Origin of the sequence: Streptomyces sp. DI166 (genome assembly GCF_900091315.1) — a bacterium.
Lineage (GTDB): Bacteria > Actinomycetota > Actinomycetes > Streptomycetales > Streptomycetaceae > Streptomyces > Streptomyces fuscus.
This window is the reverse complement of record NZ_FLSP01000028.1, coordinates 45819-66378: the sequence shown is the minus strand read 5'-3', so window position 1 is coordinate 66378 and position 20560 is coordinate 45819. Positions and strand designations below refer to the sequence as shown.

Genomic DNA, 20560 nt, shown 5'->3' with positions numbered 1-20560 from the left:
CAGGAGCCCCGCGATGAACAACGAGGAGAAACTCCGCGACTATCTGAAGCGGGCGACTGCCGACCTCCGCCAGGCCCGCCGTCGGATCAAACAGCTGGAGGAGCTGCCGCCGATCGCCGTCATCGGCATGGCCTGCCGCTACCCCGGCGGCGTCCGCTCGCCCGAGGACCTGTGGCAGCTCGTCCTCGAAGGCCAGGACGCCATCGGCCCGTTCCCCGAGGACCGCGACTGGGACCTGGACGGGCTCTACGACCCGGACCCCGAGACCGAGGGCAAGACCTACGTCAGGGGCGGCGGATTCCTGGACGCCGTCGGCGACTTCGACGCCGAACTGTTCGGGATCTCGCCGCGCGAGGCGCTGGCCACGGACCCGCAGCAGCGTCTGCTCCTGGAAGCCTCCTGGGAGGCCGTCGAGCGCGCGGGCATCGATCCGCACTCCCTGCGCTCCACCCCGACGGGCGTCTTCACCGGCGCCCCGTCCTCGGAGTACGTGTCCCGGCTGAACAGCGTCCCCGACGGCCTTGAGGGCTACATCAGCACCGGCAACGCCGTCAGCGTCGCCTCCGGCCGGATCGCCTACACCCTTGGCCTCGAAGGCCCCGCCGTCTCCGTGGACACGGCCTGCTCCTCCTCGCTGGTCGCCCTGCACCTGGCGATCCAGGCACTCCGGCAGGGCGAGTGCACACTGGCCCTGGCGGGCGGTGTCACCGTCATGCCGACCCCGGCGACCTTCATCGAGTTCGGCCGCCAGCGCGGGCTGGCCGCGGACGGCCGCTGCAAGGCCTTCGCGGGCGCCGCCGACGGCTTCGGCCCGGCGGAGGGCGTCGGCATCGTGGTCGTGGAGCGCCTGTCGGACGCGGTCCGCAACGGTCATCCCGTGCTGGCCGTCGTACGCGGATCGGCAGTCAACCAGGACGGTGCCTCCAACGGGCTCACCGCACCCAACGGCCCGTCCCAGCAGCGCGTCATCCGGCAGGCGCTGGCCTCCGCCGGACTCACGGCCGCCGACGTGGACGCAGTCGAGGCGCACGGCACGGGGACGACCCTCGGCGACCCGATCGAGGCCCAGGCCCTCATCGCCACCTACGGCCAGGAGCGCGACCCGGACCGGCCGCTCTGGCTGGGCTCCGTGAAGTCCAACATCGGGCACACCCAGGCCGCCGCCGGGGTCGCGGGCATCATCAAGACGGTCATGGCGCTGCGCGCGGGCGTCCTGCCCAGGACACTCCACGTGGACGAACCGACCCCGCACGTCGACTGGTCGGCGGGCCAGGTCAGACTCCTCACCGAGCCCCGGGAATGGACGACACCCGACGAGCGGCCACGCCGGGCCGCCGTCTCCTCCTTCGGAATCTCCGGCACCAACGCCCATGTGATCCTGGAACAGGCACCCGCCCCGGAACCGACGGAACCCTTCGCCGTCCCCGGCGAGGGCGGACTCACCGGGTCCGAGGTCGTCCCGTGGCTGATCTCCGCCCGCACGTCCGAGGCCCTGGCCGACCAGGCCCAGCGCCTCGTGGACACCGTCGCCGATCACACCCCGGCCGACATCGGGTGGAGCCTGCTGACGACCCGGGCCAAGCTCAACCACCGTGCGGTGGTGTGGGGTTCGGAGCCCTCGGAACTGGCTGCGGCCCTGGGCGCGCTGGCCTCCGGGGGCGTCGCGCCCAATGTCGTCACGGGAGCGACAGGGACGGACTCGGGCGCCGGAGTGGTGTTCGTGTTCCCGGGGCAGGGGTCGCAGTGGGTGGGGATGGGGCGGGGACTGTTGAAGTCGTCGCCGGTGTTCGCGGCGCGGATCGCCGGGTGTGAGGTGGCTTTGTCGACTTACGTCGACTGGTCGCTCACGGAGGTGCTGCGGGGCGATGACGATGCGTGGATGCAGCGGGTTGATGTGGTCCAGCCGGTGCTGTGGGCGGTGATGGTGTCGCTGGCATCCGTCTGGGAGTCCCTGGGGGTCGAACCGGCCGCTGTGATCGGGCATTCGCAGGGTGAGATTGCGGCTGCGGCGGTTGTCGGTGCGTTGAGCTTGGGTGACGCGGCGCGGGTGGTCGCGCTCAGGTCAGCAGCCATCCGGGATGAACTCGCGGGTCGTGGTGGGATGTTGTCGCTGGCGACCGGCCCGGAGAGGGCTGCGGAGTGGGTTGCGCCGTACGGTGAGCGGGTTTCGGTGGCGGTCTACAACGGGCCGGATGCCACGGTCGTAGCGGGTGATCCGCAGGCTCTGGACGAGATCGCCGCTACGGCGGAAGCGGCCGGTGTACGAGCCCGACGCGTCCCCGTCGACTACGCCTCTCACTCCACCCAGGTGGAGGCCATCGAGGCGAGGCTGCTTGAGACCCTGGCCCCGGTCTCGCCGCAGGAGTCCCGTATCCCGCTGATCTCCACAGTCACCGGAGACGTCCTCGACACCTCGAAGATGGACGCCTCGTACTGGTACGAGGGCCTTCGCCGGCCTGTCCGCTTCACCGAGGCCGTGCAACAGGCGTTGTCCTACGGCCGTTTCGTCGAGCTCAGTGCCCACCCCGTGCTGACCATGGGCGTGCAGGCGATAGCCGAAGCCGCTGAGAAGCCGGTCACCGTCGTCGGCACCCTCCGCCGGGACGAGGACGAGAGCGCCCGCTTCATCGCCAGTGCCGCCGAACTCTGGGTCCAGGGCACCGACATCGACTGGACCGCCGTCTACGCAGGCCGCACCGCCTACCGCGTCGACCTCCCGACGTACCCCTTCCAGCACCGCCGCTACTGGCTGGAGTCCGGCGCCGCTACCGCCAATGTCACCGGCGCCGGCCTGACCGCAGCCGACCACCCCCTCCTGGGCGCCGCCGTAAGTCTGGCCGTGGACGGGGGAGTCATCCTCACCGGCCGCCTCTCCACCCGCAGTCACCCCTGGCTCGCCGACCACGCCGTCGCGGGCACCGTCCTCTTCCCCGGCACCGGATTCGTGGAACTGGCGATCCGAGCCGGAGACGAGGTCGGTTGCGGCCACCTCGCCGAACTCACCCTCCAGTCACCGCTCGTCCTCCCCGAACCCGAGCAGGGCGCTGTGCAGGTCCAGGTGCTGGTCGAGCCGCCCGACGGCGCCGGACGACGTGCCGTATCGGTGCACTCCCGGCCCGACGGAGCCGAGACGGAAGCCGAGGAATGGACCCTGCACGCCGAGGGCACCCTCCTGCCCGATCAGCCCTCCACCAGGGAGCGGTTCGCCGAGCAGTGGCCCCCGCCCGCTGCCGAAGCCGTCGATGTCTCCGGGTTCTACGACGCCGCTGCCCAGGCGGGCTACGGTTACGGCCCCGCCTTCCAGGGCCTGCGCTCGGTCTGGCGGCGCGGCGCCGACATCTTCGCCGAAGTCGCCCTCCCCGAAGGGCAGAAGAGCGACGCCGCCCGCTTCGGCCTGCACCCGGCCCTGCTGGACGCCGCCCTGCACGCTCACGGCTGCGCCCCGGCCGACGGCCCGGCGCCGGAGGAAGCGGCCACGCTACGGCTCCCCTTCGCCTGGAACGGCGTCACCCTCTACGCCACCGGCGCCGACCGACTGCGCGTCCGCCTTCGTGCCGACTCCGCGGACGCCGTGCGTATCGACCTCGCCGACAGCACCGGAGCGCCCGTCGCCGCCGTCGACTCCCTCCTGGTCCGCCCGGTGACACCGGCCCAGCTCGCGGCGGCCCGCGCGCCCAGGACGCACGACATGTTCCGGATCGACTGGACACCCGTGCCCTGCGACCCCGAGGCCGTACGCCACGCCACCTGGGCCGTGATCGGCGACGATCCGCACGGCCTGGGTGCGGCGATTCAGGGTGCGGGACTGGCGGCGGACGCGTATCTCGACGTGGCGGGGGTCCGTGGCGTCCTGGAGTGGGGGGTGCCCGCCCCGCAGGTCTCCCTGTACGCGGTCACCGCCACCGCGACCGAGGCTGACGAGGAGACGACGGCGCGCGTTCTCCGCCTGGTCCAGGAGTGGCTGGCCGACGAAGGGCTCGCCGATTCCCGACTGGTGCTGGTGACCCGGGGCGCCGTCCCGGCGGGCGGTGACGACACCCTCACCGACCTCGCCGCCGCCCCGGTCTGGGGCCTGATCCGATCCGCCCAGTCGGAACACCCCGGCCGGTTCCTCCTGGCCGATCTGGACCCGGCGGAGCAGCCGGGAGGAGCGGACGTGGAACTGCTTCCGGCGGCCGTCACGGCGGCCCTGGACTCCGGCGAGGGCCAGGTCGCCGTGCGCGCCGGAACCGTGCTGGTGCCCCGGCTGGTGCGGCCCGGCACGGAGGACTCCCTGGTGCCGCCCCCGGACACGGAGGCCTGGCGCCTGGACGCCACAGGCACCGGAACTCCGGACGGACTGACCCTCGTACCGGCCCCCGAGGCCGACGCCCCGCTGGAGCCCGGCCAGGTCCGCGTCGCCGTGCGCGCCGCCGGGGTCAACTTCCGTGACGTGCTACTGACCCTGGGCATGTATCCGGGGCGGTCCGTCCTCGGCAGCGAAGGCGCCGGAGTGGTCCTGGAGGTCGCTCCGGACGTCACCGGAATCGCCCCCGGCGACCGGGTCATGGGGCTGATGACCGAGGGCTTCGGCCCCCGTGCGGTAACGGATGCCCGCCTTGTGGTGCCGATCCCGGAGGGTTGGTCCTTCGAGCAGGCGGCGACGGTCCCCGTGGCCTTCCTGACGGCGTACTACGGGCTCGTCGATCTGGGCGGGCTCAAGCGGGGCGAGACGGTGCTGGTGCACGCGGGTGCGGGTGGGGTCGGGATGGCGGCGATCCAGCTCGCCCGTCACCTCGGCGCCGAGGTCCTGGCCACGGCCAGTCCGGGCAAGTGGGATGTGCTGCGTGGTCTGGGTCTGTCCGAGGACCGGATCGCCTCCTCCCGCGATCTCGGCTTCCGTCAGGCCTTCGCCGGTCGCCGTGTCGATGTCGTACTGAACTCCCTGGCCCGCGAGTTCGTGGACGCCTCCCTCGAACTCCTTGCCCCTCAGGGCCGCTTCGTCGAGATGGGCAAGACCGATATCCGTGACCCCGAGCAGCTCCCCGAAGTCCAGTACACGGCCTTCGAGTTGAGCGAAGCGGGAGCAGAGCGCATCCAGGAGACTCTGGCCGAGCTGATGCGGCTGTTCGCGGAAGGGGCTCTCAAGCCGTTGCCGGTTCGGGCGTGGGACATTCGGCGGGCGCGGGACGCGTTCCGTTTCATGAGTCAGGCCAAGCACATCGGCAAGGTCGCCCTGACGGTACCGGCGCCCGTCGACCCGGACGGCACCGTGCTGATCACGGGCGGCACCGGCACCCTCGGCTCCCTCCTGGCCCGCCACCTCGTCACCCGGCACGGCGTACGGCGTCTGCTCCTCACCAGCCGCCAGGGCCCCGACGCCCCGAACGCACGGCAGCTCACCGCGGAACTCGAAGAGCTGGGCGCCGAAGTCACCGTCGCCGCCTGCGACGCCGCCGACCGCGACCGGCTCGCCGAACTCCTCCACGGCCGCCGCCTCACCGGCATCGTGCACGCTGCCGGTGCCCTCGCCGACGGCCTGATCACCACCCTCACCCCCGACCAGCTCAGCACCGTCTGGCGGCCGAAGGTCCAAGCAGCCCTCAACCTCCACGAGTTGACCCGGGACGAGGACCTGGCCTTCTTCGTGCTCTATTCCTCCGCCTCCGGCGTCTTCGGCAGCCCCGGACAGGCCAACTACGCCGCCGCCAACACCTACCTCGACGCCCTCGCCCACCACCGCCGCGCCCACGGACTGCCCGCCACCTCCCTCGCCTGGGGTTACTGGGCGGAGGCCAGTGCCCTGACCAGTGGCATCGGGGAGGAGGAGCAGGCCCGGATGGCGCAGGGCGGAATGCTGCCGCTCAGCACGGAGCGCGGGCTGGCGGTGTTCGACGCGGCCGTCGACGCCGACGGTGCCGTGGCGGTGGCCGCCGCGCTGGATCCGGCGGGGCTGCGCGGTGGGCAGGTGCCGCCGTTCCTGCGGGAGTTGGCGACCGTCGCCAGGAGGCGCCGTGGCACAGCTGCCAACGACGTCACGGAGTCGGCGTCCGGGCTGGCCCGACGGCTCGCCGGGCTGGACCGTGCCGGGCGGGAGGAGGCGCTGCGCGACCTGGTGCGTGGTCATGTCGCCGCAGTCCTCGGACACGGCGATCCCGGCGCGCTGGAGATGACGCGTGAGTTCTCCGCCCTGGGCTTCGACTCCCTGACCGCCGTGGAACTGCGCAACCGGCTCGGCGCAGTCACCGGACTCACCCTCCCCGCGACGGTGATCTTCGATCACCGCACGCCCGAGGCGCTCGCCCGGTATCTGGCCGAGGAGTTGTCGCAAGGCAGTTCGCCGGTCGCGGTCACGCCCGCGGAATCCCGGCCCGTGGACCCGGAGTCACTGAGCGGGATCTTTGTCCGGGCCTGCCACGAAGGGCGGTTCTCGGAGATCAGCCAGATGCTGCGCTCCGCCGCCGACTTCCGGGACTCCTTCACCGGTCCTGCCGAGCTGGCGAAGCTGCCACAGCTCACCCCGCTGGCCCGCGGTCCGCGCGCGCCCCAGCTGATCTGCTTCCCGACCTTCGCCTGGAAGCCCAGCGTGTACCAGTACCTGCCGTTCGCCTCGGCGCTCAGCGACCGGCGCGGTGTCTCCGCGCTCGCCCTGCCGGGCTTCATGACCGGTGAGCCGCTGCCCGCCGATCTGGACGCGTTGGTGCGCACCCTGGCCGAGTCGATCCGGCAGAACGCCGGGGAGGAGCCGTACGCCCTGCTCGGCTACTCCAGCGGCGGTCTGATCGCCAGTGCGGTCGCCCGGCACCTGGAGGAGACGGGGTCCGGCGCGGTGGCCCTGGTGCTGGTCGACACACACTGGTGGGACACGGCCGGTGGATTCGACGTGGATCCGTGGGCGGCCAGTGTGCTCACCGGGCTGCTGGACAGGGTCGGCGAGAGTGAGCACCAGGGGGAGAACTGGGGCGACGCCTGGGTCACCGCCCGCGCCCGCTACCTCTATCTCGACTTCCACCAGGCCGAGTTGACGGCCCCCACTCTGCTGGTGCGGGCCTCCGAGCCGATCGGGCCGACGGAGTACCGGCGGCGTGCCGAGTGGGGCTTCGAGCACACCGCGATCGAGCTTCCCGGCGACCATTTCACCGTGATGGAGGCCCACGCGGCCGAGACCGCCCACGCGGTGGACGACTGGCTGCGGGACCTTCCCCAGCGGTCATGACATCCAACCCACGAACGAGAGGAGTCGCAGTGCTCGAACTAGCGGGACGGGCCGCCTTCATCACCGGCGGCGCCCAGGGCATCGGACTGGGTCTGGCCCGGTCCTTCGCCAAGGAGGGCATGCGGCTCGCCGTCGCCGACATCGACGCGGACGCGCTGGCCGCGGCCGAGGGTGAGCTGTCGGCGATCACCGAGGTGGCCACCTTCACCCTGGACGTCACCGAGCGCGACGCCTTCGCCCGCGTCGCCGAGGAGGCCGAGCAGCGCCTCGGCCCCGTCTCACTGCTCTGCAACAACGCGGGCGTCGGCGGCAGTTACCCGGTCAGAGCGATGAGCTACGCGCTGTGGGACCTGATCCTCGGCGTCAACCTCGGCGGTGTCGTCAACGGCCTGCAGACCTTCCTGCCCCGCATGATCGAGCGCGGGGAGCCCGCCCACATCGTCAACACGGCCTCCACGGCGGGGCTGGCACCGCTGGGCGGGCAGGGCGGCTATATGTACGAGGGCGCCAAGGCGGGGGTGATCGGGCTCTCCGAGGGCCTCGCCCGGCAGTTGGCGCACGAGGGGCATGCCATCGGGGTGACGGTGCTCTGCCCGGGGCTCGTCGCCACCAACATGGTCGCCACCAGCCGGGCGGCGGGCCGCCGCCTCCCCGGCGACCTGGGACTCACCGCCGAGCAGCGGGAGAACCGGGAGACGCTGCTGTCCGAGCAGGACTTCTATCTGCGACAACTCGGGCTTCCCCCGGACACCGTGGGGGAGATGGTGGTCGAGGGCGTACGGTCCGGGAAGCCGTACGTCATCACCGACCGGGGCGTCGCGGAGCAACTGGCCGCCCGCTCCAAGGCGCTGTTCACGGCGTTGCCGCCGGAGACGGAGCACGACCGGCGGGTCGCCCGGCATGTCGCGGCCCAGATACGGGAGGCGGCCCGCTCGGGCGGCCGTACCCACTGAGGCGAGGACATGAGCGGGGCCACCACACGGGACGGGGGAGCCCGCGTGGTGGCCCCGATGCCGTCGCGGCCCCGGGGGATGTGGGTCGCAGCGGCGGGGCCGCCCGGCGGTGTCCGCGCGGGCGGCGTCCGGGGGTCAGGCGATGTCGCGTCGCCTGAAGCCGCTCAGTCCGGCCGCGGCGAGCGCCGCGGCGAGCAGCACGAGCAGCAGCAGCGGTGTGGCCCGGAAGTCCGCCGACGGCAGGTCGGGGACATGGGTGAAGGGGGACAGGTTGATGATCGCCCGGTCGAGCTTGAGGACCTCCCCGAACTGTCCGACGACCAGGGCGAGGGCCAGGGCGACCCAGGCGACGGCCGTGTAGCGGGGCAGCAGCCCGAAGAGCAGCGCGCACAGCCCGATCAGCGTCCATACGGCCGGTACCTGGGCCAGCGCGGCGCCCAGCACGCGGGGCACCTCACCGGCGACGTCACCGCTGTTGAGGCCGTGGGCGAGGCCCGCCGCGAGTCCGGCCGAGGTGAGCATCACCACCGAGCCGAGGGCGGCGACGGTGAGGTGACTGCCCGCCCAGCCGATCCGGTTGACGGACGTGGACAGGACCGGGTCGGTGCGGTGGGCGGACTCCTCGCCGGACAGGCGCAGCGCCGACTGGACGGCGTAGGCGCCGACGACGACGGCGATCAGGGAGGTGATGGTGGCCAGGAAGACGTCCACGATGCTGCCGCTGCCGCCGAGGTCGCGCAGGAGTTCGTCGATGTCGGGATTGTCCTTGGCCACGTCGACCATGCCGTCCGCGACCCCGCCGAACGCGGCGCCGATGACCACGAAGCCGAGCGCCCAGCCGAGCATCGAGCCCCGCTGCAGCCGCCAGGCCAGCGCGAGCGGGGAGCGCAGCGCCGGGGCGGCCTCCACGGGGCCCAGGCGGGGCGGCAGTACACCGGCGCCCAGGTCCCGACGGCCGATCAGCACGCCGACGGCCGCGACGAGGACGGCGACGGCGCCGACGAACAGCAGGCCCACCCACCAGTCCTCGTCGGTGTAGGGGCGCATCATCTGGGCCCAGCCGATGGGGGAGAGCCAGGTCAGCCAGGACGGGCCGTCGTCGGTGGCGCTGGCCGCGTCGCCGGTGGCGCGCAGCAGATAGGCGAGGCCCAGCACGGCGCAGGCGAGGCCGTTGGCGGTGCGGGCGTGGTCGGTGAGCTGGGCGGTGACACCGGCGACGACGGCGAAGAAGACGCCGACACCGGCGCAGCCGAGCGCGAAGGCCCAGGAGCCGGCCGCGGGCAGGTCGGTGTTCCGCAGGCCGAGTCCGAGCAGCAGGGCGATGACCAGGTTCATCCCGGTGACCAGCAGCAGGGCACTGGCCAGCCATGCCTTGCGGCCGAGGACCGCGGATCCGGCGAGTTCGGCGCGGCCGCTCTCCTCCTCGGCGCGGGTGTGCCGGACCGTCATGAGGATGCTCATCAGGCCGATGAACGTGGCCACGAAGGCGACCAGCTCGTAGGCGTTGATCCCGCCGGTGGTGGTCAGGTCGAAGGCGCGTCCGCCGAGGGCGAGCATCGCCGGGTTGGTCTCGACGGTCTCGGCGAGCTTCTCGCGCTCCTCCGCGGTGCTGTACAGGTCGTTGTTGCTCTGGGCGGACGCCGTGGTGAACAGCACGATGCCCAGGATCCAGGCGGTGGCGCGGACCCGGTCCAGGCGCAGGGCGAGCCGCAGCAGCGTCCAGGTGCCGGCGTAGTCCTTCACCGCGAGGCCTCCGCCCGGTCGCCTTCCTCGTCCTGGGCGGTGGTGTAGTGCCGCATGAACAGGTCTTCGAGGGTGGGCGGTTGGCTGACCAGGCTGCGCAGTCCGAGCGTCGTCAGGTGCTGGACGGCGGTGTTGAGGTCGCCGGTGTCGACGTCGAAGGTGACCGTGTGTTTGTCGGCGCCGCCGATCCGCACGTCGTGCACGCCGGGCAGGCGGGACAGCCCGTCGACGGACTCGGTGACCTCGGCGCGGATCGAGGTGCGGGTGAGATGGCGCAGCTCGGTGAGGGTCCCGGACTCCACCGTACGGCCGTTGCGGATGATGCTCACCCGGTCGCACAGCCTCTCCACCTCGGACAGGATGTGGCTGGAGAGCAGGACGGTGCGGCCCCGGTCGCGCTCCTCGTCGACGCAGTCCTGGAAGACGGACTCCATCAGGGGGTCCAGTCCCGAGGTGGGCTCGTCCAGGATGAGCAGTTCCACGTCGGAGGCGAGCGCCGCCACCAGCGCCACCTTCTGCCGGTTGCCCTTGGAGTAGGCGCGGCCCTTCTTCTTCGGGTCGAGTTCGAACCGCTCGATCAGTTCGTCCCGGCGTTTCCTGCTGGCGCCGCCGCGTAACCGGCCCAGCAGGTCGATGACTTCGCCGCCCGAGAGGGTCGGCCAGAGGGTGACATCGCCGGGGACGTAGGCGAGCCGCTTGTGCAGTTCGACGGCGTCCGCCCAGGGATCGCCGCCGAGCAGGGAGACCTTGCCGCTGTCGTAGCGCAGCAGTCCCAGCAGAACACGGATGGCGGTCGTCTTCCCCGCGCCGTTGGGCCCGAGGAATCCATGCACCTCCCCGGCCTCCACGGTGAGGTCGAGCCCGTCGAGGGCCCGGACGGGGCCGAACGTCTTGACCAGTGAGGAGAGTGAGATCGGAGGCGTCATGATTTTAACGCTACTTGAATATTTCGAAATTTGCGAGAACTGGAAGAATGCCGGGTGGCTGGTTAGGGTGTGTGAAGGAGGTGCCCTACACGTGTCCACAGGCAGTGCAGAATCAGCGAGCGAGGCGTCCGCCGACCCCCAGTGGGCGACCGACGGTGAGGCCCGCGCGGTGGAACGGCTGGCGGGCCGGTTCGCCGAGACGGGGCTTCCCCGGATGAGCGCCCGCGTCTTCGCCGCTCTACTGGTGTCCCCGAACGGCGCGTTGACGGCCGCCGAGATCGGCCAGTTTCTTTCCATCAGCTCCGGCACCGTGTCCACGGCGCTGCAGAGCCTGGTGCGGATCGGCCTCATCAGCCGGGAGAACCAGCCGGGCTCGCGCCGGGACCTCTACCGGGTCCGTGAGGACCCCTGGCCCGACGTCTTCGCCATCCGCAGCCTGTGGCTGCGGGAGTTCGCCAAGGGCTCCATGGAGGACATCGAACTCCTCTCCGAGTCCAACACCGGCGGCCGCGCCCGGCTGATGGACATGCGGGACTTCGGTCTCTTCGTGATGCCCAAGCTGGAACAGATCGTCGTCGACTGGCAGGAGCACCGGGCCTCCGGGAACTGACGCGAAAAAAGAGGGGGTGCCCCGGGGCACCCCCTCTTTCTTCGTGCTGATTCAGGGAAGCACGACGATCTTGCGACCCTGGCCCGCCGCGAACTGCTCCAGCGCCTGCGGGTACTCCGCCAGCGGCATCCGGTGGCTGATGAACACCTGCGGATCCAGCACACCCGTGGCGAACAGGTCCGCCGCCCGCTCGTAGCTGTGCAGCACCGCCATGGAACCGGTGATGGTGATCTCCTGGTTGTAGATGCGGTACGGCGAAATGGTCGCCGTGGTCGCGTAGTCGGAGACCCCGAACTGCAGGAACGTGCCCGCCTTGGCGACCCGCTCCAGGCCGTCCTGGATGGCGGCGGCGTTGCCGGTCGCGTCGACGACCACGTCCCAGCCCTCCGGGCGGCCCAACTCGTCGGCGGACAGGGCCGTTCGGCTGCAGCCCAGCTTCTCCGCCGTGGCCAGCCGCTCCGGGTTGACGTCCACGACCTCCACCGAGGCGGCGCCGGTGCGCTTGGCCAGCTCCAGCATCATCAGGCCCATCGTGCCGCTGCCGTAGATCAGCACCTTCGAGGCGAGCCGGCTGTTGAGCACGTCGTAGCCGCGCACCGCGCAGGACAGCGGCTCGATCAGCGCCGCGTCCTGGACGTCGACGTGGTCGGGCAGGCGTACGCAGTTGGCGACCGGGGCGAGGGCGTACTCCGCCGCGCCGCCCGAGACGGTGACGCCGATCGCCTGCCACCGGTCGCACAGGTTGTTGCGGCCCACCCGGCAGTAGCGGCACTCGTTGCAGTACAGCGAGGGGTCCACCGCGACCCGGTCGCCGATGGCCAGTTCGGTGACCTCGGAGCCGAGACCGACCACCACCCCGGCGAACTCGTGGCCCGGCACGACCGGCAGGGTGGGCGCGAACTCGCCCTGGAGGATGTGCAGATCGGTTCCGCACAGTCCGCAGGCCGCCACGTCGACCACGACCTCGCGCGGTCCGGGAGTGGGGTCGGGCACCGTGGTGACGGTGACCTTGCCGGGGGCTTCGATGACAGCGGCCTTCACTTGACTGCTCCTAGGGACAGGCCCCGGACCAGCTTGTCCTGGGCGGCGAAACCGGCGATGAGCACCGGCAGGGAGACCAACGTGGCGGCGGCGCACAACCGGGCGAGGAAGAGACCCTCGCTGGTGATGAAACCGACCAGGAACACCGGCGCGGTCGAGGCGTTGGTCGCGGTGAGGTTCACGGCGAACATGAACTCGTTCCAGCTGAAGATGAAGCAGATCAGCGAGGTCGCCGCCAGCCCCGGCATGGCGACCGGCGCGACCACCCGCCACAGCACCGTCAGCAGGTTGGCGCCGTCGACCTCGGCGGCCTCCAGGATCTCCTTGGGCACCTCGGCGAGGAACGAGCGCATCATCCACACCGCGATCGGCAGATTCATCGCCGTGTAGAGGATGACCAGCGTCCACACGTTGTCCAGCATCCCGGCGTCCTTGACGATCAGGTACACCGGCAGCAGCGCCGCGATCGCGGGCAGGAACTTGGTGGACAGGAAGAAGAACATCACGTCGGTCCACTTCTTGACCGGCTTGATGGACAGCGCGTAGGCCGCTGGCACCGCGAGCGCGAGCACCAGGACCGTCGAAATGACGCTGGCCATGGCCGAGTTGAGAAGGAACGGGGTGATGTCGCGTTCGAACAGCAGCTTGTACTGGTCGAGGGTGACGGGGGCGAACAGGCTCGGCGGGTTGGTCGCCGCGTCCGCCTCCTGGTGGAAGGAGGTGAGCACCATCCACGCCACCGGGGCGAAGAACGCCAGCGTCGCCAGCCAGGCGATGAACGTCCAGAAGGGGGACAGGCGCGCGGTCATCGGGACACCTCCTCACGGAACAGCGACGCGATGGTGCGCAGTGCGAAGGTCGCGATCACGATGGAACCGAGCACGACGACCACACCGGCCGCGGCGGCCTGGCCGTACTCGAACTTGCGGAACATGGTCAGGTAGATCTCGTAGGGCAGGTTGGTGGTCTGTGATCCGGGGCCGCCCTGGGTGATCGTGTAGACCGCGTCGAAGGTCTGCACGACGTAGATCGTGCCGAGCAGGATGCCCAGTTCGATGTACTGGCGCAGATGCGGCAGCGTGACGAAGCGGAAGGTCTGCATCGGCGACGCCCCGTCCATCCGGGCCGCCTCCAGCACGTCACCGGGCTGCGCCTGCAGACCGGCCAGCAGGATCAGCATCATGAACGGCGTCCACTGCCACACCAGCGAGATCACGACCGCGGGCATGGGGTACGTCGACACCCAGTCGATGGTCGGCCCGTTCTCCGCGCCGAAGAGGCGGTAGACGGCGTTGAGGGTGCCGTTGAGCAGACCGTAGTCGGGGTTGTAGATGGCGTGCTTCCACAGCAGCGCCGCCGCCACCGGCATCACCAGGAAGGGGGCGATGAGCAGGGTCCGGGCCAGGCCCCGGCCGACGAACTTGCGGTCGAGCAGCATCGCCAGGGCCAGTCCGAGCACCACGCTGATGACGACCACCGACGCGGTGAGCACGATGGTGTTCAGGACCGCCGTGCGCAGCCGCTCGTCGGTGAAGACGAAGGTGAAGTTGTCCAGGCCGACGAAGTGGCGCTCGCCCGGCTTGAGGACGTTCCACTGGAACGTGGAGATGACGATGGTGGCCACGAAGGGCAGCTGGGTGACGACGATCGTGAACACGAGCGCCGGCAGCAGTGGGATACGGCGGCGCCACTTGCCGGAGCTTTGCTTGGTGCGCTGACGGCTGGGCGGTGGTGCCGTCCTGGGCGGGGCGGTGAGCGTGGTCATGGGAGGTTCCTCTGCCGATGGTCGGCGGGAGTGGGAAAGGGGCCCGGCCGGGGGAGGAGGTCTCCCGGCCGGGCGGCACGGGGGTTACTGGTAGTTCTTGGCGACGTCCTCGGCGAGCTTCTGGCCGTCCTCAAGTGCCTTGTCCACGCTGGTCTTTCCGGCGATGGCGGCGGAGATCTCCTGGGTCACCTTGGTGCCCAGGTCCTGGAACTCGGGGATGGCCACGTACTGCACGCCCACCGTCGGGCGCGGCTGCACACCGGGGTTGGCCGGGTCGGCCTGCTCGATGGACCTCAGGGTGATCTCACCGAACGACGCGGCGGCCTTCTTGTACTCCGGCAGCGCGTACGTGCTGGCCCGCTTGCCGGCCGGGACCCGCGACCAGCCGAGCTTCTCGCCGACCAGCTTCTCGTACTCCTTGCTGGAGGCCCACAGCATGAACTTCGAGGCGGCGTCGGCCTTCTTCGTGGTCTTGGGCATGGCCCACGCCCAGCTCCACAGCCAGCCGCTGCTCTGCGTCTCCACGGTCGGCGCGTACGCGTAGCCGACCTTGCCGGCGATCTTGCTGGAGCTGGGGTCCTCCAGCGAACCGGCGGCGCTGGTCGCGTCGTACCACATGGCGACCTTCTTCTGGCTCATGGCGTTCAGGCACTCGGTGAAGCCGGCCTGGGCCGCGCCCGCCTCGCCGTGCTTGCGCACCAGGTCGACGTAGAAGTTGGTGGCCTTCTTGAACTCCGGGCTGTCGACCTGCGCCTTCCAGTCCTTGGTGAACCAGGTGCCGCCGAAGGTGTTGACGACGGTGGTCAGCGAGGCGCCGAGTTCGCCCCAACCCGCCAGGCCGCGCAGGCAGATGCCGCGCATGCCGGGCTCGGCGCGGTCCACCTTGGCCGCGATGTCGGCGATCTGCTGCCAGGTCGGCCGCTCGGGCACCTTGATGCCCTTGGCCTCCATGACCTCCTTGTTGTACATGAGCATCGACGACTCGCCGTAGAACGGCAGGGCGTAGAGCTTGCCGTCGGAGCCGGACAGCGAGGTGACCATCGGCTTGAGCAGGTCGGCCTTGTCGAACTTGGCGTCCTTGTCGGCGTAGGAGCTCAGCTCGTGCAGCCAGCCGTTCTTGTTCCAGATCGGTACCTCGTAGGCGCCGATGGTGGCGACGTCGTACTGGCCGGCCTGGGTGGCGACGTCCTGGGTGACCTTGTCGCGCAGTTCGTTCTCGGGAAGGATCGTGAACTTCACCTCGATGCCGGTGTCCTTGGTGAAGTGGTCCTTCGTCAGCTTGGCGATGTCCTCCATCTGCGGGTTGCCGACCATGAGCACATTGATGGACTCGCCGTCCCCACCGGAGGCCGAGGAGCCGCCCGCGCCGCTGCAGGCGACGAGCAGGGAGCCCGCTGCCGCGGCGGTGACGGCGACGTGGATCATTCTTCGAGTGCGCATGACTGACTCCAGGGGATGTTTCGGGCGTGCGGAACCAGACCCCCTGACCTGCGGGGGTGCGGAAATCGGGGAGTTGACTGCGGCTAGGCCCGGATGACCTCGGGGCCGAGCAGGGAGTAGCGGTGTGCTTCGGAGGCGGGCAGCCCGGTGTCGGTGACGATCGCCTCGAACTGGGTGACCTCGGCGAACCGGCAGAAGCTCGCCACACCGAACTTGGTGTGGACTCCGGAGAAGACCCGGCGCCTGGCGGCCTTGAGCACCTGGGTCTTGACCTCGCTGACCGCGGGGTCGGGGGTGGTGAGCCCGTACTCGCGGGAGATGCCGTTCGCTCCGACGTACGCCAGGTCGATGACGAAGCCGGACAGCATACGGGTCGCCCAGTGGTCGACCGTGGCCAGCGTGCCGCCCCGCACCCGGCCGCCGAGCAGCACCACGGAGATGTTCTCCGAGGACGCCAGGGCACCCGCGGTGGCCAGCGAGGAGGTGACGACGGTCAGCGGCCGGTCGCGGGGGAGCGCGGCGGCGATGAGCTGCGGGGTGTAGCCCTCGTCGATGAAGACCGTCTCGGCGTCGCCCAGCAGCTGGGCCGCCGCCGCGGCGATCCTCGCCTTCTCGGGGACGTGCATGGTGGTGCGGAAGGCGAGCGTGGTCTCGAAGCCGGCGCTCTCCACGGGGTGGGCCCCGCCATGGGTGCGGCGGACCAGCCCGTGCCGTTCCAGCAGGTTGAGATCGCGTCGCACGGTCTCCCGGGAGACCTTGAGGTCGGCTGCGAGTTCTCCGACATCCACGGATCCAGAACGGCGTGCCGTCTCCAGAATCCCGCGCCTTCGTTCATCGGCGTCCACGGCGACACCTCCGTTTCACGGCTCTGTGCGCGATCCCGCGCCGGTGATTTTCCGCAACCCGTCCCGTCGGGTTCCGGTGGCCAAATTTCTACCGGCGCGGGCCACTGCTGACCAGGTTCGCCGTAGCGCCACCGATGACCGAATATGCCCGCTTTCCGGGGGTGGGAGGCCCAGCCCGAGGCCTCAGTGGGCCTTCGGGCGCGGGCGGCGCCTGCCCGCTCGGCCGTGGATCCGTGCCCGAAGTCTGCCCGCTCGTGTCTGTCCTGATCCGGCCGGTCGAACGCTACCCGCGTGGACCCGAGTGCCACAGCGAGTGCCGCACGGGTGGAACGCACCCGTCCTCATTGCTCTCTAGCACGGCGACACACCCTGTCCGATCCATCCGATCTTCTACGACTTCCACGAGAAGGGACGCATTGTGCGCCGACGTACGCGTTCACGTACGAACCCCGCCGGACCCGTGGTTCTCGCCCTGGCCGCGGCCGGGTCCGTCCTGGCCGGACCGCAGCAGGCCCTCGCCGCGGAACCGTCCGTGCGGGCCGATCTGCGCGCCGACGTGAACCGTGACGGGCGGGTCGACGTCAGCGGCGACACCGACCGGGCGGGCGAGGACACCTGGACCGTCCGGCGCGGGGCGGTCTACCTGCCCAACATCGACGACGACACCAAGCGCTGCCCCGTCAGGGACGCAGGCGGCAGACCACTGTCCGACGCCAAGCTCGCGGCCTGCAACGACGCCTCCGACACCAAGGTCAACGGCACCGCCGACACCGCCGACCTGGCCCGGGTGCGCACCGTGCCGATGCCGGACGTGGCCTCCGGTGCCCGGGGCAGCGTGAAGGTCACCACCGGCGCCCAGCACACCCGCGTCTTCCTCAAGCGGGACGGCAAGTGGGTCCTGGTGACCGGCCAAACCCGGCTGGGCGCCGCCGAGTTGCGCTCCGGCGCCGAGTTCGGCGTCGAGGCCACCGACATCATCCGCGACAGCGCCAAGTGGGACGGCCGTGCCGTGATCCGCCTGAGCGTGACCTCCGGCGGACAGACCACCACCGACTCCGTCACCCTGCGCGTGGCACCGCTGCTGACCCACCATCACCTGCAGAACGCCCAGCAGATGATGGTCACCAAGCTGCGCGGCGCCGGGGACTGGAACGAGATCCAGCGCGAGTTCGTGGGGGCCCTGGAGAAGGAAGTGAAGGCCGCCGGCATCACCCGGCCCCTGGTGACCTTCGAGAAGTACGGCGACATCTGGGCGCAGGACTTCTTCGAGCCCGCCTACGTCAGCATGACCGGACCGCGCGGACGGCGGCAGGTGATGCGGGTGATGCTGCGCTCCGACCAGCCGGGCCGCGAGGCGGGCCGTGAACTCTTCGAGAAGGTGCGCGGCCGGGACATCGGCGTCGTCCAGGCCTTCGACCGGGGCGAGCCGGACGACTGGTCACTGAACTCCATGGGCAACCTGGAGACCATCCCGCCCTACACCCTCGGCGACCGCTCCTACCCCGCCGGGCGGGTCATCCAGGGCTGGCGCAAGGACAGCGGCGAGAAGCCCTCCAAGGCCGTGACCAAGCTGCTCAAGTCGCAGGGCATGCAGGACCCGTTGCTCCTGGACACCTCCTGGCTCGGCGTCGGCCACGTCGACGAGTTCGTGCAGTTCCTGCCCGCCGACACCCCGCGCGGCTGGCGCATCGGCATCGCCGACCCCGACGCCGGGCTCCAGCTCCTGCGCGACGCCCAGCGCGACGGCCACGGCCGGACCAAGATGTTCTCGGTGCCGCGCGAACAGGGCATGCCCGCACCCCGGGAGACCATCGACGAGGCCCTCGCAAACCGCGACCTGCTGGCCGACAACAAGCTGGCGGCCGAACGCATCGCGGCCAACCTGGCGATACTCAAGCGCGAGACCGGCGTCACCGACGACGAGATCGTGCGGGTGCCCGCCCTGTACGTCCGCGAACACCAGCCCGTGGGCGAGCGGAACGGCGTCCCCGTGCCCCGCCTGACCAGGCTCGGCGCCGACACACCCCTGATGGACCGGCTGGAGGAGCACGGCCAGCACAAGTGGAGCGCGCGGGGCGAACAGGGCGACCGCGCCGCCGCCGATCCGACGGTGCAGACCAGCGCGTACGTCCCCGGCGCCGTCAACGGCATCGTGGTCGCCCGCGACCGCTATCTCGCCCCGCGCCAATGGGGTCCCGTGATCAACGGCAAGGACATCTTCACCGAGGCCGTGACCGACGTGTACCGGCGGGCCGGGATGCGGGTCTCCTACCTGGACGACTGGTTCACCTACCACCTGGGCCAGGGCGAGATCCACTGCGGCACGAACACACTCCGCGACGCGTCGGCGCCGTGGTGGGGAGGCCGCATGAGCGCGCCCTGGACCTGATCCCGGCGCTGAGGGGGGCGTCCGACGGGCACGGGCCCGTCGGACGCCCTGTCCGACCGCTCCGCCACGCTCAGCGGCTCAGCGACTCAGAAGAAGCCCAGCTTCTTCGGCGAGTACGACACCAGCAGGTTCTTCGTCTGCTGGTAGTGCTCCAGCATCATCTTGTGCGTCTCGCGGCCGATGCCCGAGCCCTTGTAGCCGCCGAACGCCGCGTGCGCCGGGTAGGCGTGGTAGCAGTTCGTCCAGACCCGGCCCGCCTGGATCGCGCGGCCCGCGCGGTAGGCGGTGTTGGCGTCCCGGGTCCACACGCCCGCGCCCAGCCCGTACAGCGTGTCGTTGGCGATCTTGATGGCGTCGTCGAAGTCGTCGAACGACGTCACCGAGACCACCGGACCGAAGATCTCCTCCTGGAAGATACGCATCCGGTTGTGGCCCTCGAAGATCGTCGGCTGTACGTAGTAGCCGCCCTTGAGTTCGCCGTCGTGCTCGATGCGCTCGCCGCCGGTGAGGACCTTCGCGCCCTCCTGCCGTCCGATGTCGAGGTAGGAGAGGATCTTCTCCAGCTGGTCGTTGGAGGCCTGCGCGCCGATCATCGTGTCCGTGTCCAGCGGATGACCGGTCCTGATCCTCTCGGTGCGGGCGATCGCCGCCTCCATGAACTCGGCGTAGTGGCCCCGTTGGACCAGCGCCCGGGACGGACAGGTGCACACCTCGCCCTGGTTCAGCGCGAACATCGTGAACCCTTCCAGCGCCTTGTCCCGGAAGTCGTCGTCCGCGCGCCAGACGTCCTCGAAGAAGATGTTCGGGGACTTGCCGCCGAGTTCGAGGGTGACCGGCGTGATGTTCTCCGACGCGTACTGCATGATCAGCCGGCCGGTCGTGGTCTCACCCGTGAACGCCACCTTCGCCACCCGCGGGCTCGACGCCAGCGGCTTGCCCGCCTCCACGCCGAAGCCGTTCACCACGTTCACCACACCCGGCGGCAGCAGATCGGCGACCAGGCTCAGCCAGTAGTGGATCGAGGCAGGAGTCTGCTCGGCCGGCTTGAGCACGACCGCGTTGCCCGCCGCGAGCGCCGGGGCCAGCTTCCAAGTGGCCATGAGAATGGGGAAATTCCACGGGATGATCTGCGCGACCACACCCAGCGGCTCGTGGAAGTGGTACGCCACCGTGTCGTCGTCGATCTCGCCGAGCGTGCCCTCCTGCGAGCGGATCGCGCCCGCGAAGTAGCGGAAGTGGTCGATGGCGAGCGGGATGTCGGCCGCCAGCGTCTCACGCACCGGCTTGCCGTTCTCCCAGCTCTCGGCGACCGCCAGCCGCTCCAGGTTCGCCTCCATCCGGTCGGCGATCTTCAGCAGGATGTCGGAGCGCTCGGTCGCCGACGTACGTCCCCAGGCCGGGGCCGCCGCGTGCGCCGCGTCCAGCGCGCGCTCCACGTCCTCCGCCGTGCCCCGCGCGATCTCCGTGAACGGCTGCCCGTTCACCGGCGAGGGGTTCTCGAAGTACTGCCCCTTCAGCGGCGGCACGTACTCACCACCGATGAAGTGGTCGTACCGCGCCTGGTAGGAGACGATCGCGCCCTCGGTCCCGGGTGCCGCGTAACGGGTCATGTCGGCCAGCCTCCTCGCAACAGCGCTGCCCGCCGTTGGACAG

The 20560-nt window shown here is 70.6% G+C and carries 12 protein-coding genes; 4 read left to right on the top strand and 8 right to left on the bottom strand.

Features of this window, described 5'->3' with window-relative positions; genetic code table 11:
• Nucleotides 1–13: 13 nt before the first annotated feature.
• Nucleotides 14–7195, top strand: a complete 7182-nt coding sequence (locus GA0115233_RS42215) for a type I polyketide synthase (RefSeq protein WP_093720933.1) — start codon at nucleotides 14–16, stop codon at nucleotides 7193–7195.
• Nucleotides 7196–7224: 29 nt separating this feature from the next.
• Complete coding sequence (locus GA0115233_RS16220) at nucleotides 7225–8148, top strand: SDR family NAD(P)-dependent oxidoreductase (RefSeq protein WP_093720932.1); 924 nt, start codon at nucleotides 7225–7227, stop codon at nucleotides 8146–8148.
• Between the two features lie 135 nt (nucleotides 8149–8283).
• Here the strand turns inward: GA0115233_RS16220 and GA0115233_RS16215 are convergent, their stop codons facing one another.
• Nucleotides 8284–9891 carry an ABC transporter permease gene (locus GA0115233_RS16215; protein WP_093720931.1) on the bottom strand — a complete coding sequence of 536 codons (1608 nt, stop codon included), beginning with the start codon at nucleotides 9889–9891 and terminating at the stop codon, nucleotides 8284–8286.
• Nucleotides 9888–10817, bottom strand: coding sequence for an ABC transporter ATP-binding protein (locus GA0115233_RS16210; protein ID WP_093720930.1), 930 nt, complete (start codon nucleotides 10815–10817; stop codon nucleotides 9888–9890). Before GA0115233_RS16210 ends, GA0115233_RS16215 begins: the two co-directional genes overlap by 4 nt.
• A gap of 91 nt (nucleotides 10818–10908) precedes the next feature.
• Here GA0115233_RS16210 and GA0115233_RS16205 point away from each other — a divergent pair, with 91 nt between their 5' ends.
• The gene (locus GA0115233_RS16205) at nucleotides 10909–11427 is read left to right on the top strand and encodes a GbsR/MarR family transcriptional regulator (protein ID WP_176711802.1); all 519 of its coding nucleotides are present in this window, start codon (nucleotides 10909–10911) and stop codon (nucleotides 11425–11427) included.
• A 51-nt stretch (nucleotides 11428–11478) separates the two neighbouring features.
• Here the strand turns inward: GA0115233_RS16205 and GA0115233_RS16200 are convergent, their stop codons facing one another.
• The 5 genes from GA0115233_RS16200 to GA0115233_RS16180 all read right to left on the bottom strand — a co-directional run bounded on the left by GA0115233_RS16200 (nucleotide 11479) and on the right by GA0115233_RS16180 (nucleotide 16518).
• Nucleotides 11479–12468, bottom strand: a complete 990-nt coding sequence (locus GA0115233_RS16200; RefSeq protein WP_093720928.1) for a zinc-dependent alcohol dehydrogenase family protein — start codon at nucleotides 12466–12468, stop codon at nucleotides 11479–11481.
• Nucleotides 12465–13277: a carbohydrate ABC transporter permease gene (locus GA0115233_RS16195; RefSeq protein WP_093720927.1), complete on the bottom strand. Its 813-nt coding sequence runs from the start codon at nucleotides 13275–13277 to the stop codon at nucleotides 12465–12467. Before GA0115233_RS16195 ends, GA0115233_RS16200 begins: the two co-directional genes overlap by 4 nt.
• Nucleotides 13274–14233 (bottom strand): carbohydrate ABC transporter permease, encoded by a 960-nt coding sequence (locus tag GA0115233_RS16190; protein ID WP_093720926.1) that lies wholly within the window; start codon nucleotides 14231–14233, stop codon nucleotides 13274–13276. The genes GA0115233_RS16195 and GA0115233_RS16190 overlap by 4 nt, the downstream gene beginning before the upstream one ends.
• Nucleotides 14234–14317: 84 nt before the next feature.
• The gene (locus GA0115233_RS16185) at nucleotides 14318–15673 is read right to left on the bottom strand and encodes an ABC transporter substrate-binding protein (protein ID WP_176711801.1); all 1356 of its coding nucleotides are present in this window, start codon (nucleotides 15671–15673) and stop codon (nucleotides 14318–14320) included.
• Nucleotides 15674–15756: 83 nt separating this feature from the next.
• Nucleotides 15757–16518: a DeoR/GlpR family DNA-binding transcription regulator gene (locus GA0115233_RS16180; RefSeq protein WP_093720924.1), complete on the bottom strand. Its 762-nt coding sequence runs from the start codon at nucleotides 16516–16518 to the stop codon at nucleotides 15757–15759.
• 460 nt (nucleotides 16519–16978) lie between these two features.
• Between GA0115233_RS16180 and GA0115233_RS16175 the strand changes: the two genes are divergently transcribed.
• Nucleotides 16979–18907: a protein-arginine deiminase domain-containing protein gene (locus GA0115233_RS16175; RefSeq protein WP_093720923.1), complete on the top strand. Its 1929-nt coding sequence runs from the start codon at nucleotides 16979–16981 to the stop codon at nucleotides 18905–18907.
• 86 nt (nucleotides 18908–18993) lie between these two features.
• Here GA0115233_RS16175 and GA0115233_RS16170 read toward each other — a convergent pair whose 3' ends face one another.
• Entirely contained in the window at nucleotides 18994–20517 is a 1524-nt protein-coding gene (locus tag GA0115233_RS16170; RefSeq protein ID WP_093720922.1) for an acetaldehyde dehydrogenase ExaC, read from the bottom strand.
• Nucleotides 20518–20560 lie beyond the last annotated feature (43 nt).

Excerpts from the sequence above, each read along its gene's own strand:
- GA0115233_RS42215 (WP_093720933.1), top strand. The coding sequence starts at position 14 with ATGAACAACGAGGAGAAACTCCGCGACTATCTGAAGCGGGCGACTGCC.
- GA0115233_RS16210 (WP_093720930.1), bottom strand. The coding sequence starts at position 10,817 with ATGACGCCTCCGATCTCACTCTCCTCACTGGTCAAGACGTTCGGCCCC.
- GA0115233_RS16195 (WP_093720927.1), bottom strand. The coding sequence starts at position 13,277 with ATGACCGCGCGCCTGTCCCCCTTCTGGACGTTCATCGCCTGGCTGGCG.
- GA0115233_RS16190 (WP_093720926.1), bottom strand. The coding sequence starts at position 14,233 with ATGACCACGCTCACCGCCCCGCCCAGGACGGCACCACCGCCCAGCCGT.
- GA0115233_RS16185 (WP_176711801.1), bottom strand. The coding sequence starts at position 15,673 with ATGCGCACTCGAAGAATGATCCACGTCGCCGTCACCGCCGCGGCAGCG.
- GA0115233_RS16170 (WP_093720922.1), bottom strand. The coding sequence starts at position 20,517 with ATGACCCGTTACGCGGCACCCGGGACCGAGGGCGCGATCGTCTCCTAC.